At 62.9% G+C, this 16,927-nt stretch carries 14 protein-coding genes; 10 read left to right on the top strand and 4 right to left on the bottom strand.

What is annotated here, in order from left to right; genetic code table 11:
- The first annotated feature begins 13 nt into the window (after positions 1-13).
- From infB to gyrA, 10 genes are all read left to right on the top strand, one after another.
- The gene (infB, locus tag Mschef_RS10495; protein WP_081128195.1) at positions 14-2,650 is read left to right on the top strand and encodes a translation initiation factor IF-2; all 2,637 of its coding nucleotides are present in this window, start codon (positions 14-16) and stop codon (positions 2,648-2,650) included.
- A gap of 125 nt (positions 2,651-2,775) precedes the next feature.
- The gene (gene rbfA / locus Mschef_RS10490; protein ID WP_081128194.1) at positions 2,776-3,126 is read left to right on the top strand and encodes a 30S ribosome-binding factor RbfA; all 351 of its coding nucleotides are present in this window, start codon (positions 2,776-2,778) and stop codon (positions 3,124-3,126) included.
- Positions 3,127-3,168: 42 nt separating this feature from the next.
- Positions 3,169-4,092, top strand: a complete 924-nt coding sequence (truB, locus tag Mschef_RS10485; protein WP_081128193.1) for a tRNA pseudouridine(55) synthase TruB — start codon at positions 3,169-3,171, stop codon at positions 4,090-4,092.
- A gap of 208 nt (positions 4,093-4,300) precedes the next feature.
- Positions 4,301-4,570 carry a 30S ribosomal protein S15 gene (gene rpsO, locus Mschef_RS10480; protein ID WP_081128191.1) on the top strand — a complete coding sequence of 90 codons (270 nt, stop codon included), beginning with the start codon at positions 4,301-4,303 and terminating at the stop codon, positions 4,568-4,570.
- Between the two features lie 20 nt (positions 4,571-4,590).
- Positions 4,591-6,693 (top strand): polyribonucleotide nucleotidyltransferase, encoded by a 2,103-nt coding sequence (gene pnp / locus Mschef_RS10475; RefSeq protein WP_081128189.1) that lies wholly within the window; start codon positions 4,591-4,593, stop codon positions 6,691-6,693.
- A 110-nt stretch (positions 6,694-6,803) separates the two neighbouring features.
- Positions 6,804-7,772, top strand: a complete 969-nt coding sequence (locus tag Mschef_RS10470; protein WP_081128187.1) for a poly(R)-hydroxyalkanoic acid synthase subunit PhaE — start codon at positions 6,804-6,806, stop codon at positions 7,770-7,772.
- Positions 7,773-7,787: 15 nt separating this feature from the next.
- Complete coding sequence (gene phaC, locus Mschef_RS10465; RefSeq protein WP_081128185.1) at positions 7,788-8,858, top strand: class III poly(R)-hydroxyalkanoic acid synthase subunit PhaC; 1,071 nt, start codon at positions 7,788-7,790, stop codon at positions 8,856-8,858.
- A gap of 89 nt (positions 8,859-8,947) precedes the next feature.
- Positions 8,948-9,982 (top strand): S-methyl-5-thioribose-1-phosphate isomerase, encoded by a 1,035-nt coding sequence (gene mtnA / locus Mschef_RS10460; RefSeq protein WP_081128183.1) that lies wholly within the window; start codon positions 8,948-8,950, stop codon positions 9,980-9,982.
- A complete protein-coding gene (locus Mschef_RS10455; protein WP_081128181.1) occupies positions 9,975-10,382 on the top strand; it encodes a GtrA family protein in 408 nt (135 codons plus the stop codon). Before mtnA ends, Mschef_RS10455 begins: the two co-directional genes overlap by 8 nt.
- Before the next feature lie 122 nt (positions 10,383-10,504).
- Complete coding sequence (gene gyrA, locus Mschef_RS10450; RefSeq protein ID WP_081128179.1) at positions 10,505-13,114, top strand: DNA gyrase subunit A; 2,610 nt, start codon at positions 10,505-10,507, stop codon at positions 13,112-13,114.
- A 60-nt stretch (positions 13,115-13,174) separates the two neighbouring features.
- Here the strand turns inward: gyrA and Mschef_RS10445 are convergent, their stop codons facing one another.
- The 4 genes from Mschef_RS10445 to dsrE2 all read right to left on the bottom strand — a co-directional run bounded on the left by Mschef_RS10445 (position 13,175) and on the right by dsrE2 (position 16,805).
- Entirely contained in the window at positions 13,175-14,509 is a 1,335-nt protein-coding gene (locus tag Mschef_RS10445) for an OmpP1/FadL family transporter (RefSeq protein ID WP_197686775.1), read from the bottom strand.
- Positions 14,510-14,837: 328 nt separating this feature from the next.
- Positions 14,838-15,920, bottom strand: coding sequence for a lipoate--protein ligase family protein (locus Mschef_RS10440; RefSeq protein WP_197686774.1), 1,083 nt, complete (start codon positions 15,918-15,920; stop codon positions 14,838-14,840).
- A gap of 136 nt (positions 15,921-16,056) precedes the next feature.
- Positions 16,057-16,284 carry a sulfurtransferase TusA family protein gene (locus tag Mschef_RS10435; protein WP_081128175.1) on the bottom strand — a complete coding sequence of 76 codons (228 nt, stop codon included), beginning with the start codon at positions 16,282-16,284 and terminating at the stop codon, positions 16,057-16,059.
- A 26-nt stretch (positions 16,285-16,310) separates the two neighbouring features.
- A complete protein-coding gene (gene dsrE2 / locus Mschef_RS10430; protein ID WP_081128173.1) occupies positions 16,311-16,805 on the bottom strand; it encodes a sulfur carrier protein DsrE2 in 495 nt (164 codons plus the stop codon).
- Positions 16,806-16,927: the final 122 nt, after the last annotated feature.

The raw sequence follows: 16,927 nt of genomic DNA, 5'->3' as shown, positions 1-16,927 counted from the left end.
GGAGTAGATCGACATGGCTGAAGTCACCATCAAACACCTTGCCACGATGCTGGACATTCCGGCTGACAAGCTATTGGCCCAGCTCGCCGAGGCGGGCATGCATTTCAAAGGCCCTGACCAGGCCGTCAGCAGCACCGAAAAAATGAAGTTGCTGGGCTTCCTGCGCCGCGCGCACGGCAAGGCTGAAGACGCCAGCGAGACCATCACTGCGCCCACCCACGTCACGCTGAGCCGGCGCAAGGTCAGCGAGATCAAGGTTTCCAGCGGCTCCGGACGCGCGGCAACCTCCAAGACGGTCGCCGTCGAGGTGCGCGCCAAGCGCACTTATGTCAAGCGCAGCGTCATTGCCGACGAGTCCGCGGTCGATAGTGAGCGCGAGGACGCGATTCGCAAACTGCGTGAATCGCAGCAGGAGCGCGACCAGCAGCAAGCGCAGTTGGTCGAGTCCGATCGCCGTCGTGCCGAAGAAGTGGAGCGTCAGCACGCCGAAGAGGAGGCCCGCAAGCAGGCCGAGATCGTTGCGCAGATGCAGGCACAGCAAGCAGCTCAGGATGCCGTGCGCGCCAGCGAAGGCAAGGCTGAATCGCCCCCCGCTGAAACGACTGCGGCGACAGGCGAAGCGCGCGCGCATCCGCCCCGCGAGCGTGCCAAAACTGACAAGCCCGCGCGTGCTCCGGAAGCTCCGCACCGCCATCGCATTCCCGATCGTGGCTCGCATCGCGCGCCGGCGAGTGGCGATGGTGATGCCGGGCGCTTCACTGGCGGCGGCGAACTGCATTTGACTGAAGCCGAGCGCGCACGTCGCGCTGGACGCCGCAAACCCGGCAAAAGCAAGCCCGAGGCGGGCCGCGCCGTTGCGGGCCAGCATGCGTTTTCCAAGCCCACCGCGCCGGTGGTGCGCGAAGTCGCCATCGGCGACAGCATCGTCGTCGCCGACCTGGCGCAGAAGCTGGCGGTCAAAGGCGCCGATGTGGTCAAGGCGCTGTTCAAGATGGGCGTCATGGCGACCATCAATCAGGGCATCGATCACGACACCGCGGTGCTGGTGGTCGAAGAACTCGGACACCAGGCGGTGCGTGCCACCGAGAACGACGCCGAGACCAAACTGGTGGCACAGGCCGAGGCCGTCGGCGAGCGCGTGCCGCGTCCACCCGTGGTCACCATCATGGGCCATGTCGATCACGGCAAGACGTCGCTGCTGGACTATATTCGCCGCACCAAGGTCGCAGCGGGTGAGGCGGGTGGCATCACCCAGCACATCGGCGCGTATCACGTCGAGACCGGCAAGGGCGTGGTCACCTTTCTCGACACGCCCGGCCACGCGGCCTTCACCGCGATGCGCGCGCGCGGCGCCAGGCTGACCGACATCGTGGTGCTGGTGGTGGCTGCGGATGACGGGGTGATGCCGCAGACGGTCGAAGCCGTGCAGCATGCGCGCGCCGCCAAGGTGCCGCTGATCATCGCCGTGAACAAGATGGACAAGCCGGATGCCAACCCCGACAACGTCAAACAGGGTCTGGTGCAGCACGAAGTCGTGCCCGAGGAATGGGGCGGTGACACGCAATTCGTGCCGGTGTCGGCCAAGACGGGTGAAGGCGTGGATGCGCTGCTGGATGCGATCTCGGTACAGGCCGAGGTGATGGAATTGCGTGCTGTGGCCGATGGCCGCGCCAGCGGCGTGGTGGTTGAGTCGAGCCTGGACAAGGGCCGCGGTCCCGTGGCCACGGTGCTGGTGCAGTCGGGCCTGTTGACGCGCGGTGACTACGTGGTGTGCGGCACGCAATATGGTCGTGTGCGCGCGCTGTTCGATGAGGCCGGCCTGCAGGTTGCCAGCGCCGGTCCGTCGATTCCGGTACAGATGCTGGGTCTCTCGGGCGTGCCCGAGGCGGGCGATGATCTGGCGGTCGTGGCCGATGAACGCCTGGCCAAGGACGTTGCCCAGCAACGCGAGCAGAAGCGCCGTGAGACGCGCCTGGTCCGTTCCGGCAATCGCCTCGAGGACTTGATGGCGCAGATGGGCCAGAACGAGGGCCAGCAGCAGACGCTGAATATCGTCGTCAAGACCGATGTGCAGGGCTCGGTCGAGGCGCTGCGTGACGCGCTGGGCAAGATCGGCAACGATCAGGTCAAGGTCAACGTGATTGCATCCGGCGTGGGCGGCATCACCGAGTCCGACGCCACGTTGGCCGCTGCGTCCAAGGCGCTGCTGATCGGTTTCAACGTGCGCGCCGACGCCAGTGCGCGCAAGGTCGTCGAAGCCAATGGCCTTGACCTGCGTTATTTCTCGATCATCTACGACGTCATCGACCAGGTCACCCAGGCCGCGTCCGGCCTGCTTGGCAACGAGGTGCGCGAGGAGATCATCGGCGTAGCGCAGGTGCGTGATGTGTTTCGCAGCTCGAAGTTCGGCGCCGTGGCCGGCTGCATGGTCATCGAGGGCAGCGTGCGTCGCAACAAGCCGATCCGCGTGCTGCGCGACAACACCGTGGTGTTCCAAGGCGAGCTGGAATCGCTGCGTCGCTTCAAGGAGGCCGTCGAGGAAGTGCGCAGCGGCATGGAGTGCGGCATCGCGGTCAAGCAATACAACGATGTGCGCGCAGGCGACCAAATCGAGTGCTTCGAACGCATCGAGGTCAAGCGTACCCTGTAGCAGGCGGGCGTAGACTGGCTACAGTGCGGTTTGCGCCGTCGCCAAGTGCGGTGCGGTGTCTCGCGGGCTTGCGCCCGCAGTGCTGCATGCGCCCAGATTCATGCCGCATCCCGAACCGAGCCATCATGCCGCCATCATTCACCCGCACCGATCGCGTTTCCGCCGAGCTTCGCCGCGAATTGGGCACGCTGGTGCATGCCGCGGTGCGCGATCATGCGTTGCCTTCGGTCAGTGTGTCCGATGTCGAGGTCACGCGCGATCTGGACATGGCGACGGTCTGGGTGATCTCGTTGCTGCCGGAGCAGTCAACCACGGCGGTCAAGGCGCTCAATGCCATGGCTGGCGAGCTGCGCATGCAGCTATCGCGCAGCATGCGCCTGCGCCGCGTGCCGGCGTTGCGTTTTCGTTACGACGAATCCGTGGATCGTGGCGAGCGCATCGATGCGTTGCTGCGTGCGGATAAATCGCTACGGTGAGTCGCTGCGCCGTGTGCCTGCCGCACCATTTCGATCACCATCATGCCTGCCTCCGACTTTGAGCCCGTGCACGGCGTGCTGCTGCTGGACAAGCCATTGGGCTTGAGTTCCAGCCACGCATTGCAGCGCGTGCGGCGCATGCTGGGCGCAGCCAAAGGCGGCCACACGGGCGCGCTGGATCCGCTCGCTACGGGCATGCTGCCGTTATGTTTTGGCGAGGCCACCAAACTGGCTGGAGTATTGCTGGGAGAGCGCAAGGTCTATCACGCGGTATGTCGACTCGGGCAGGTCACCCGCACCGATGATGCCGAAAGTGAAGTGATTTGCGAGCGCCCGCTGCCCGATCTCGATGATGCTTCGATTACCGCCCTGCTGCAGCAATTCGTCGGCCGCATCAGCCAGGTACCGCCGATTTATTCAGCGCTGAAACAGCAGGGCCAGCCCCTTTACCGGCGCGCGCGCCGTGGCGAGGCGGTACAGGCGCCCCAGCGTCAGGTCGAAGTGCACGCGCTGCGTTTACTGCAGCGCCACGAGGATCGTCTGATGCTGGAAGTGGAATGTGGCGCTGGCTTCTATGTGCGCGCACTGGCACGCGATCTGGGCGAGCGTCTGGGTTGCGGCGGGCATCTTGCCGCGCTGCGTCGGCTCTGGGTGGCGCCCTTCCAGGAGCAGCCGATGATCGAGCTGGACACGCTGGAACAGATACTTCGACATGATGGGCGCGAGATCTTGCGCGCGCAGCTGCGGCCGATCGAAGAGGTCATGCCGCAGTGGCCGCGCTGGATGCTGAGCGCAGCCGAGAGCCTGATGATCAGCCAGGGCCGCGCGCTGATTGCACCACGCACGGCCGCGCCCGGTCCGTGCCTGTTACTGGATCCAGGCGGGCGCGCATTGGCCATGGCCGAGGTGCTGGACGGTCGCTTCAGGGTCAGCCGCGGATTCCATTGGGGTCAAGACAAGGGCTGAAGTGCCGGCAGCGCACGGGTTGGCGCCGTGCAGCGTGGCGTAGCGCAAAAGTCGCATGCCGTAAATAACTTGTTGTTGGAGCGCTGGCGCGACTAAAATAGCTGGCTAAGTCAATTGCTTTCATCCACCGGCGGGGCTTGCGCCAGCCCAAGGCTCAACAAGGGCCGTGGTTTGGCGCAAGTCTCGCATTGTTCAAGGAATCCGCACGATGTCTCTGTCCAACGATCAAACCGCAAAAGTCATTGCCGATTATCGGCGCGCGCCCACCGATACCGGATCTCCGGAAGTGCAGGTGGCGCTGCTGTCCGCACGCATCGAGCACCTCTCGACCCATTTTCATGATCACAAGCAGGACCATCATTCGCGCCGCGGCCTGTTGAAGATGGTCAACCAGCGCCGGCGCCTGCTGGGCTATCTCAAAAACAAAGATGCGCAGCGCTATCAGGACCTGATCCAGCGTCTCGGTCTGCGTCGCTAATCTCAACGAGGACCGAAATCGTGGCGAAAGTAACCAAGTCATTCCAGTACGGTAATCACGAAGTCATTCTGGAAACGGGCGAAATCGCCCGCCAGGCATCCGGCGCGGTCATGGTGAGCATGGGCGGCACCGTGGTGCTGGTCACCGCCGTCGCCGCCAGCAAGGCGCGCGAAGGTCAGGATTTCTTTCCGCTCACCGTCGATTATCAGGAGAAGTTCTACTCCGCAGGCCGCATACCCGGTGGCTTCTTCAAGCGCGAAGGTCGTCCGACCGAAAAAGAAACGCTGACCTCGCGCCTGATCGATCGCCCGGTGCGTCCATTGTTTCCCGATGAGTTCAAGAACGAAGTTCAGGTCATCGCTCAGGTGTTGTCGCTCAACCCCGAGGTCGATGGTGATATTGCTGCGCTGCTCGGCGCCTCGGCGGCGCTCAGTCTGTCCGGCATTCCGTTCAAGGGTCCGATCGGCGCGGCACGCGTCGGTTATGTCGATGGCAAGTACGTGTTGAACCCCACGGCGACCGAGCTGAAGGAGTCTGCGTTGGATCTGGTCGTCGCCGGCACCTCCAACGCAGTGCTGATGGTCGAGTCCGAAGCCAAGTTGCTGCCCGAGGATGTGATGCTGGGCGCGGTCGTGTTCGGACACCAGCAGATGCAGGTCGCGATCCGCACCATCGCCGAGATGGCCGCCGAAGCCGCGCGCCCGTCATGGAACTGGCAGCCGCCGGCGCGCAATGACGCGCTGGCCGCTGCGCTCAAGGCCGCACTGGGTGGCAAACTCGAAGAAGCCTTCAAGGTGCGCGACAAACTGCAACGCCGCGATGCGATCAGTGCAATCAAGGCCGACGTGCTCGCTGCGCTCAAATCCGAGGCCGATGCCAAGGGCTGGGCGGCAGCCGATCTGGCCAAGGAATTCGCCGAGCTCGAATACCGCACCTTGCGCGACAGTGTGTTGAAAACCAAGGTGCGCATCGACGGGCGCCAGCTGGATGACATTCGTGCCATCAGCGTGCGCGTTGGCGTGCTGCCGCGTACCCACGGCTCGGCCCTGTTCACGCGTGGCGAAACGCAGGCGCTGGTGATCGCCACGCTGGGCACCGCGCGCGATTCGCAGATGATCGACGCGCCTGAAGGCGAATCGAAGGATCCATTCCTGTTCCACTACAACTTTCCGCCGTTTAGCGTGGGCGAGGCCGGGCGTTTTGGCGCACCAAAGCGTCGTGAAATCGGTCATGGCCGCTTGGCCAAGCGTGGCGTAATGGCGGTCAAGCCATCGATGGAGCAATTCCCCTACGTGCTGCGCGTGGTCTCCGAAATTACCGAATCGAATGGTTCGTCCTCGATGGCTTCGGTGTGCGGTTCCTCGCTGGCGATGATGGATGCCGGCGTGCCGATCAAGGCGCCGGTGGCCGGTATCGCCATGGGCCTGGTCAAGGAAGGCGATCAGTTCGTGGTGTTGTCCGACATCCTCGGTGACGAAGACCACCTCGGCGACATGGATTTCAAGGTCGCCGGTACCGCTGATGGCATCTCCGCGTTGCAGATGGACATCAAGATCGATGGCATCACCGAGGAAATCATGCGCGTGGCACTGGCCCAGGCCAGGCGCGGGCGCCTGCATATTCTCGGCGAGATGGCCAAGGCGATCAGCGCGCCGCGCGCCGAGTTGTCCGATTACGCGCCGCGTTTGCTGACCATGAAGATCCACCCGGACAAGATCCGCGAGGTCATCGGCAAGGGTGGCGCGGTGATCCGTTCGATCACCGAGGAGACGGGTACGACCATCGACATCACTGATGACGGCACCGTGATCATCGCCTCGGTCAATCGCGACGCGGCCGAAGAGGCCAAGAAGCGCATCGAAATGATCGTCTCCGACGTCGAGCCGGGCCGCATCTACGTGGGCAAGGTGGCCAAGCTGATGGATTTCGGCGCTTTCGTCACCATCCTGCCTGGCAAGGACGGTCTGGTGCACGTCTCGCAGATTTCCAACGAGCGTGTCGAGAAGGTCTCCGACAAGCTCAAGGAGGGCGACATCGTCAAGGTGAAGGTGCTCGAGGTCGACAAACAGGGTCGCATTCGCCTATCGATCAAGGCAGTGACCGAAGAAGAAGCGCAAGCCTGAGCCCATGGGCTGAGTTTGCAGTGAATGACGCCCGGGATTCCCGGGCGTTTCGCTTTACGGCACCCCGTGCTGCGTCGCACAATGCGGCAATTCATTGAGTGGAGACCAACATGACAACTGGTTTCATGCCACCCGGCAGCGAACCGTTCGCGCGCCTGATGCAGCAAGCCTGGGAGGGTTGGCAGTCAAGCCTGCGCAGCCAGACGACAGGGATGAACGAGACTGGCGAGGCGCAGATCGAGCGCACTCTGGCGGGACTCAAGAACTACTTCATGCTGCTCGAATCGATGCAGTCACAGCTTGGCGGCGCACAACCGGCAACGGCGTGGCGTGATGCGCTGGGTGGTGTTTTCGGCGCTGGCCTGCCGTTTACCGCGGCTTTTGCCGATGCTAGCCAGATCGCCGGTGGCGGGCCGCAAACCTGGATGCAGTCGTGGCAGCAGATGGCCGCGCCGGCATTGAGCGGTTTGCGTGAAACCCTGAGCGTGCCGGGGATTGGCTTGGCGCGCGAACATCAGGAGCGTGCGCAAAAGCAGGCGCGCGACGTACTCGATTATCAGCAGCAAATGCAGCGTTACAACCAGTTGCTGGCACGTGCCGGCCGTCTGGGCACGGAAAAGTTCGAGGCCAAGCTGGCCGAGCGCAGCGAGCCGGGGCGACAGGTCGAGTCACTACGTGCGCTCTATGATCTCTGGGTCGATGCCGCCGAGGAAGGCTTTCAGGAAGTCGCGCTGTCGGATGAATGGCGTGAGGTCTATGGCGCGCTGGTCGATGCGCAAATGCGTGTGCGCGCCGGCACGCAGCAGCAAGTCGAGCAGGTGTCGCGCGAGCTGGGCATGCCGACGCGCAGCGAGATCAATACGCTGGGCCAGCGCCTGCACGATCTGCGGCGGCAGGTGCGGCAGTTGGAAGCGCGCCTGAGCGCTCCGCTACCACGCGCGGAATCCGCGCAGTCGCCATCCGCGCAACCGGATGCGGGCGACCCGCCGGTGCGGGAGCCAGCCGCCCAGCCCGCTGGCAAACCTGCCCGAGCGGCCAGCAAGTCCGCGCGCAAACCAGCTGCGCCACGCCGCCGATAAATTCCGGAGAACACCATGCTCAGCCCACTGCGTATCGATCCACTCAAGGCGCTGGAAGAAGTCGATGGCTTCAAGCGCAAACTCGCCGCCGGCATGCAAAACCTGCGCAACGCCGGCGATTTCGACTTTGGCGCATCGGCCAGAGAAGCGGTGTACCGCGAGGACAAGATCACCTTGTGGCACTTCAAGCCCACCGGCAAGCCCTCCGGGCGTCGCCCCATCCTGATCAGCTACGCGCTGGTCAACACGCCATGGATGGTGGATCTGCAGGCCGACCGCTCGCTGGTCGCACGTCTGCTCGAGCTCGGCGAAGACGTGTATCTGATCGAGTGGGGCTACCCCGATCTGGCCGATCGCTGGCTCACGCTGGAGGATTACATCCTCGGTTATCTCGATCGTTGCATCGATCAGGTGCGTCAGCGTCACGGCCTGGAACGCATCAACCTGCTCGGCATTTGCGAGGGCGGCGCGTTCTCGCTGTGCTATGCCGCGCTGCGCGGGTACAAGCTGCAGAACCTCATCACCATGGTCACGCCGGTGGACTTCCACACGCCGGATAACATGCTCTCCAACTGGACACGGCAGATGGATGTCGATCTGTTCGTCGACACACTCGGCAATGTGCCGGCGGATCTGATGAACTGGTGCTACCTCACGCTCAAGCCGGTGCGTCTGAATCAGCAAAAGTACGTCGGCATGGTCGATGTGCTCGATGACCCGAAGGAAATCACCAATTTCCTGCGCATGGAGAAGTGGATCTTCGACTCACCCGACCAGGCGGGCGAGGCTTTTCGCCAGTTCATCAAGGATTTCTACCAGGCCAACAAACTGATCAAGGGCGAGGTCGAGATTGGTGGCGAGCGTGTCGATCTCGGCAGCATCCACTTGCCGGTGCTGAATATCTTCGCCGAGCAGGATCATCTGGTGCCGCCGTCCGCGGCGCGCCCGCTGCGTGGCGCCGTCGGTACCAAGGACTACACCGAGCTGAGCTTCAAGGGTGGCCACATCGGCATTTACGTGTCGGGGCGCGCGCAGCGCGAAGTGCCAGGCGCCATCCATGGCTGGCTGGACCAGCGCCGCGGCTGATTCGGGCGCGCGTGGCTCGCCCTCGCGCGGTGCAGGCTTTATCCTTGCAAGCTTGAGTGCAGCAGCCGCGCTGTTGCCAGGGAAGACTGATGTTGGCCGAACCCCGTGATCTTTCCGCGCTCGATTCAGTGCGCCCGCTGCGCTGGCAGGACGATGCGCTGGACGTGCTCGACCAGCGACGGCTGCCACATGAAACGGCATGGCTGCGCTGCCTGGATGCCGATGCCGTCTGCGCCGCGATCCGTGCATTGGCGGTGCGTGGCGCGCCTGCGATTGGCATCGCAGCGGCTTATGGCGCGGTGCTGGCCGCGCGTGCAGGTGATTTTGCCGACTCCGTGGCACGCCTGCGTGCGGCACGACCGACAGCGGTGAATTTGATGTGGGCGCTGGATCGCATGAGCGCACGCGCGGCCTGCGGCGCGGACGCTGAGCATCTGCTCGAAGAAGCGCGCGCCATCGAGGCCGAGGACCTTGCCGCCAATCACGCCATGGGCCATCTGGGTGCCGCGCTGCTGGAGCAGGGCGCGGGCGTGCTGACCCATTGCAATACCGGCGCGCTGGCCACGGCCGGATTTGGTACGGCGCTGGGCGTGATCCGCGCTGGCGTTGCCGGCGGGCGTATCGCGCGGGTTTACGCGGGCGAAACCAGGCCGTGGTTGCAGGGCGCGCGCTTGACGGCATGGGAGCTCCAGCAGGATGGGATCATCGCCACGCTCATCGCTGATTCCGCTGCGGCCGCGCTCATGCGCACGGGTGCGGTGCAGTGGGTGATCGTCGGTGCCGATCGGGTCGCGGCCAATGGCGATGTCGCCAACAAGATTGGCACTTATGCACTGGCGCTTGCCGCACGCCATCATGGTGTGCGCTTCATGGTAGTCGCGCCTGTTTCCAGCGTGGACATGGCCGCACGCAGCGGCGATGCCATCGAAATCGAACTGCGCGATGCCGATGAAGTGCTCACATGCGGCGGCAGGCGCATTGCGCCCATGGGTGCTGCGGCCTGGAATCCGGTGTTTGATATCACTCCGGCGGCACTGATCGATGTGCTGGTGACCGAGCGCGGCGTGCTGCACAAACCCGATGCAGCGGGCATGCGGCGCCAGTTCGGAGCCATGCATGCGTAGATTCGGCTTGTTCTTCATTGGCGGCATGATCGGTTTTGTCGTCGATGCCGGCGTGGTGCAGGGGCTGGTTTCGTTCTTTGGCATGGACCCTTATTTCGGCCGTTTGATTTCCTTCAGTTGCGCGGCCACGGTGACATGGCTGTGGAATCGCCACACCACCTTCGCTGATGCGCGCGGTCAGCATCGTTGGCATATCGAATGGGCGCGCTGGATGGCGGCGATGAGCGGCGGCGCGCTGGTCAATTACGGCGTGTATGCGCTGGCGGTGTACGAGTCGTCCCTGGTGCGCGCATGGCCGGCGCTGGGCGTGGCGTTGGGTTCGCTGGCCGCCGCCGCGTTCAACTACACCAGCGCGCGGCGCTGGGTATTCGGCGGTATTGGAAACACGCCGAAAAAATAACCGTAATGCATTGATTGGAAAGATTTTTATCGGGTCAATTCAGGCTCGGATGTGCTAGTATTGTGTTTTGATTTTTCACCGTCCGGGCGCAACGCTCGGGCCTGACATCACGGACCCCGGGCATGGCCGAACTCGCCAAAGAAATCATCCGCGTCAACATCGAAGACGAGATGCGCCAGAGCTATCTCGACTATGCCATGAGCGTGATCGTCGGCCGCGCGCTGCCCGATGTGCGCGACGGCCTCAAGCCGGTGCATCGGCGCGTGTTGTTCGCCATGAATGAGCTCGGCAACGCCTGGAACAAGCCCTACAAGAAATCGGCGCGCGTGGTCGGTGACGTGATCGGCAAATATCACCCGCATGGTGATCAGTCGGTCTACGACACCATCGTGCGCATGGCGCAGCCGTTCTCGTTGCGCTATTTGCTGGTGGATGGGCAGGGCAACTTCGGCTCGGTCGATGGCGACAATGCCGCGGCCATGCGCTACACCGAGGTGCGCCTGTCGCGCCTGGCTCATGAACTGATGGCTGATATCGACAAGGAAACCGTCGATTTCGGACCCAACTACGACGAAAGCGAACACGAACCGCTGGTGCTGCCCACGCGTGTACCGAACCTGCTCATCAATGGATCGGCAGGGATTGCCGTGGGCATGGCGACCAACATTCCACCGCATAATCTGGTCGAGGTGATCGATGCCACCGTCGCATTGATCAACGACCCGGCGCTGGAAGTCGACGCGCTGCTGAGCTACGTCCCCGGGCCGGACTTCCCCACTGCCGGGATCATCAATGGCTCCGCCGGCATCCACGAGGCTTACCGCACCGGCCGCGGCCGCGTACTGGTGCGCGCGCGGGCCGAAATCGAATCAGAGCCCAACGGCCGCGAAACCATCATCGTCACCGAGTTGCCTTACCAGGTGAACAAGGCGCGGCTGATCGAGAAGATCGCTGAACTGGTCAAGGAAAAAAAGCTCGAAGGCATCTCGGAGCTGCGCGACGAATCCGACAAGGATGGCATGCGCATCGTCATCGAAATCCGTCGCGACGCGATGGGCGATGTGGTGCTCAACAACCTGTATCAGCAGACGCAAATGCAGACGGTGTTCGGCATCAACATGGTCGCGCTGATCGATGGCCAGCCACGCCTGTTGAATCTCAAGCAGGTGCTCGAAGCATTCATCCGCCATCGCCGCGAAGTCGTGGTCCGGCGCACGATTTTTGATTTGCGCAAGGCGCGCGCGCGCGCGCATATTCTCGAAGGCCTCACCGTCGCGTTGGCCAACATCGACGTGATGATCGAGCTGATCAAGACTTCGGCCTCGCCACAAGAAGCGCGCGAACGCATGCTCGCGCGGGTATGGGAGCCGGGCCTGGTGCGCACGCTGCTGGGTGCGGCCGGTGCGGCACAGTCGCGCCCCGAGGATTTGCTGCCTGGCTTGGGGCTGGGCACATCCGGCTACCAGCTTTCCGAGGCGCAGGCCAAGGAAATCCTCGAGATGCGCCTGAATCGCCTGACTGGGCTGGAGCAGGACAAACTTACCGACGAGTACCGCAACCTGCTCGACACCATCGCCAGTCTGATCCTCATCCTTGAAGATCCCGAACGCCTGCTCGTGGTGATTCGCGAGGAACTGCAATCGATTCGCGAAGAATATGGCGATGAGCGCCGCACCGTCATCCAGGCTTCGCAGGATGATCTCGACATGCTTGATCTGATCGCGCCCGAGGACGTCGTGGTCACGCTCTCGCATGCGGGCTACGTCAAGCGGCAGCCGCTGACGATTTATCGCGAACAGCGTCGCGGTGGCAAGGGTCGCTCGGCCACGGCGATGAAGGAAGAGGATTTCATCGAGCAGCTGTGGGTGGTCAACACGCACGACACCTTGCTGGTGTTCACGGGTGCCGGGCGTGTGTTCTGGCTAACGGTTTATATGATCCCCGACGCCGGCCCGGGCGCGCGCGGCAAGCCCATCGTCAACCTGCTGCCCTTGGAAGCTGGCGAGAAGGTACAGGCCGTGTTGCCGGTGCATGCTTTCGACAGCGGCCAATACGTGTTCTTCGCCACGCGCCATGGCACAGTGAAAAAGACTCCATTGAGTGAATTTGCCTACCGGTTGCAGCGCGGCAAAATCGCGATCAATCTGGATGCAGGCGATGCGCTCGTCGACGTGTGCCTGACCGATGGTCGTCGCGACATCATGTTGTTCGCCAGCAATGGCAAGGCGGTGCGCTTCGACGAAGAGACGGTCCGCTCGATGGGGCGCACGGCAACGGGTGTGCGCGGCATGCGACTGGCCGAAGGCGAGCAGGTGGTCAGCCTGATCGTAGCGGCGGACGGCGATATTCTCGCCGCGACCGCGCGCGGCTACGGCAAACGCACCGCACTGGATGAGTTCCCGCGCAAGGGTCGCGGCACGCAGGGTGTGATCGCCATTCAGTGCTCGGAGCGCAACGGCGCGCTGGTCGCCGCAGTGCAGGTACAACCCGAGCAGGGTCTGGTATTGATTTCCGATCGCGGCACGCTGGTGCGCACGCGCGTGGCGGAGGTTTCGCAGTTGGGCCGCAATACGCAGGGCGTGACGCTGATCCGCCTGCCTGCGGACGAGAGTCTGGTCGGCGTGGTGCGGTTGGCGCTGGATGATGACGAGCGCGTGGATGGTCAATCCGACGCGGCGGCTGCAGACGGTGACACGGACATCATCGACACCGAAAACACCCCCGGGGTGTGAGCGGCGACTTGCGATGACCGCGACAGACACGAGTGCCTGTCGCGGTCCGCGGTTCATGCATCAATATTTCCAGCCCAGCGACAAGCCGACCGTGTTTTGCGACATGCCGATCTGCGTGCCTTGGCTGGCGCCGGTGCCGGTGATGGTCTTGTTGAAGGCGTGCACGTAGTCAAATGACAACGCAAGGTCACGACTCATGGCATACGTTGCACCCAAGGTCACGTGATCCTCGATCACGCCAGGCGCCAGTACGTTGAACAGCACGTTTTCGCTGGTGATCGGTTGACTGCTGTGATTCCAGCCGGCACGTAGTGTCCACTGCGAATCCATCGCCCAGGCCGCGCCCAGTTTGACCACGGTGACATTGCTCCAGCCGAAGCCGCTGCCGTTGGCCGTGCCCAGTCCGCAGCTCGACGGAGTGCCGCAAACCAACGAGTTGATCATCGGGTTGGCGATGGCGGGAATGCTGCCGTAATCGATGCGCTCAACGTCGCCGGCGAGGGTCAGACCGGGGCTGGCGTTCCAGGCGATGCCCACGCCGTAGTTGGCCGGGATGTCGAACTTGCCACCCTGGGCGAACAGACCGTTGTAACGCTTGAACGGACTCATGCTGATCTTGGGTTGGTAGGTCGCGCCCAAGGTCAGATCCGGCGTGATGTGCCCGGTCCAACCGATGCGGAAGCCGAATCCATCGGACTGCGCATGCTTGTTGTTGGTCAAATTGGCCGGGTTGCTGGACAAGCCCTGGAAGGCTTGAATGCCGGTGACCCCGAAGTTCTGATGCACATAGTCGAGCGCGATGCCGATCGAATTGTTGTCGTCGATGCGCCATGCCACGGTCGGTGCGACGAACAGTTGTTGCAGGTCAACGCCGACGGAACCCACGCCGAAGGCACCCAGTTGACCGGCAGGTGATGCCAGGCACTGCTGCACATTGCCGCCGAACATCTGCAGCACCTGCGGATTGGCGCACTGCGCACCGCGCGTGGCGGTATTCAATGAGCTGTAGCCGGTGTTCATGCCGCCGTTGCCGAACACGGCGATGCCGACCGCCAGCCGTGAGTTGAGCATGTGGTTGTAGCCGAACTCGGGGATATAGAACTGCTGGGTCTGATTGCCGCTGAACGAGGCTGCGCCGGCCTGTGAGGTAAAGGTCGCATTGCGATCAGGACGAAACACGCTGAGGCCAAAGTTGACCTGGTCGCCGACCCAGGCCATGCCGGCCGGATTGGTAGCAGTTGCCAGAGCATCTTGCGGGAAAGCGATGCCGACACCACCCATGCCCACGGATTGAACACTGTAGCCAGGCTGGAAATAGCCGTCGGTCGCCGAGGCGACACCCGAAGCCAGCAACATCGAAAACAACAGTGTGCGTTTGAAATTTCTGGAAATCATATTGAACCCTCCCTCAAGGGCCCTTGCGGGGCATGGTGGTCGCGCGCGCGCCAGCGAATGTCTGCGTCTGCAATGGGTCGCAGACGGCAACGATCGCGATGCCGAGCGTCGGACGGCCTGTTGTCGTAACCAACACGGGTAGTACCAGAACGCACGACCCATGCCGGATGTTGTTCTTGTCCAGGACCGGTCGGGTGCGTGCACGAGCTGGGATACCGCAGGCATGCCGCGGATCCCGTACGGAGCCCTGCGCAATCCCGCGCAGGACCACATCGGCTTGCGCCGATGCGGATGGGTGAAATGGTCTTGCGCTTGCGCGACAGCATGTTCAATCCCCCTGCGCGCAGGCGCCGCGGATCGCGCTTGCGATGTCTGCGGCATCCACACCGGGCAGATCCAGTCCGAGCGTGGTCATGTGCTGTGCGATGCGCGGAGTCATGTCGGCGCTTGCCAGATCGAGGTCGCGCAGCGCATGCGCCAGGGCCTCGACACCCGAGGCAGGAATGCAGGTGAAATCGCCGCTGATGTCCACATCGGCGATGCGCTGGTTCTGACTCAGCAGACGCACGCGCACCAAGCCGCCACGTGCCTTGTGCATGGCTTCACCGAGGTGCACGCCGCCGGTGATCTTCACGCCCTCGGCGAAGCGTCGGCGGTTGGGTTGGTAGAGCCAGTCGGGTTCCTGCAATTGCCGCTCCCATTCGTCGACGGCGCGGATTTCATCATCACGCAGCTCGTCGTGCCGTGGCTCGACTCGGAGGTGCTCGCCGACATCGAGCAGAAAGCGTGCGACCAACGTCTCGCGCGGCGGAATCGAGCCCAGCTCGCGGCGCATGGTGGTGATGTAGTCCTGCAGCGTGCCGCGCAACTTGTCGCGAAATTTCTCGGAGGGCACCTTGAGGCAGCGCGCCATGGTTTCGACATCGAAGTCGAGCATGAAACTGCCGACGAAAATCGTGGCGTCGCCGATTTGTGCCGCACCGGTGCCGCCGATCTTGCGATCATTGACGTGGATGTCGTTGATGGGGCGCAGGCGGGCATCGATGCCGAACGCCTGGTAGGTGGCCAGCACCGGCGCGACGAAATGCGTGTACAGATCGGTAACACGACGCGGCGCCTTGTTCACCGGATAGATGAAGTGGAAGAACAGCTGATTGCGATCCAGGTACACCGCGCCACCGCCGACTTGGCGGCGCAGCACGGGTAGTCCGGCATCACGGCAGTAAGCCTCGTCGACCTCGGCCACGACATCCTGATGCATGCCGATGCACACATAGGGCTGTTGTGGGCTGACCAGGGTCAGTACCGGGTCATCACCGTCATGCATCACGCTGGCAATGCCGTGGAACAAGGCCTGCGAGCGGGGCGCGGGGACCATGCCAAGATCGAGCACGCGCAGTGATTCAGACACAAAAAAACTCCCGCAGGCCCGAGCCGTGCCGGTCGGTGCGCAAGGGCCAGGCCGGAATCCTTGCAGCATCGCACGCATGCCAGCGATTCATGGTCGCGTGCGCCAAGGCATCAGGCATATGGGCAAGCTGTTTCATTCACTGCTTGCGGCGTATGCGGAAGTGGTATTCGCCGTTGGCATTGCTGGAATCGACCAGCTCGTTGCCGGTGGTGCGGCAGAACGCCTCGAAATCCTTGACCGCACCCGGATCGGTGGCCTGCACGGTCAGCACGTCACCGATGGCCATGTCCTTGAGTGCCTTTTTGGTGCGCAGGATCGGCAGCGGGCAGTTCAGGCCTTTCGCATCGAGCATTTGGTCAGCCATGGTGTTCTCCTCGTGGTTCGTGAAAGTCAGATGTACAGGTTGATGTCGCACTTGGTGGCGGTTTCGATGTACGTGGCGGCACCACCGATGGTGAGGCCGTCGATCAGGTCGGACTGCTTGTACTCGAACAAGTCCATGGTCATCTGGCAGGCGATCATGTGAACTTCCGATTCGACCGCGGCTGCGCGCAGATCCTCGATGGATGCCACGCCTTTTTTCTTGATCAGATTCTTCATCATGGAGGTGACCATTGCATCGACACCGGGGATCGCCGAGACCAGATTAGGCATCACCATGTGCGCACCCATCATTGGCATGGCCATGGCGGAATTGCCCAGGGTCGAGATGGACAGATTGAGGTCCTTCTTCAGCAGCACAAGTCCGTAAAACGTGAAAAACATGGTCACCTCGAGTCCCATCGCGGCGGCCGTGGTGGCCAGAATGAACGGCGGATAGGCCCAGTCCAGCGTGCCCTTGGTCACGATGATCGACATGTTCTTGGCGGGTTCGTTGCTGCTCATGGAGTGGTTCCTCGATGGGTGATGCGGTGTGTCATGACGATGAATTGCAAAATCAGGTTATCGGCCTGTTCTTGCGCAACCACGAACAACGGAGTTGCACGGCAAACCGGTGGGAATGACTG

Origin of the sequence: Metallibacterium scheffleri (genome assembly GCF_002077135.1) — a bacterium.
GTDB classification, from domain to species: Bacteria; Pseudomonadota; Gammaproteobacteria; order Xanthomonadales; family Rhodanobacteraceae; genus Metallibacterium; species Metallibacterium scheffleri.
This window is presented reverse-complemented; position numbering and strand designations above follow the sequence as displayed.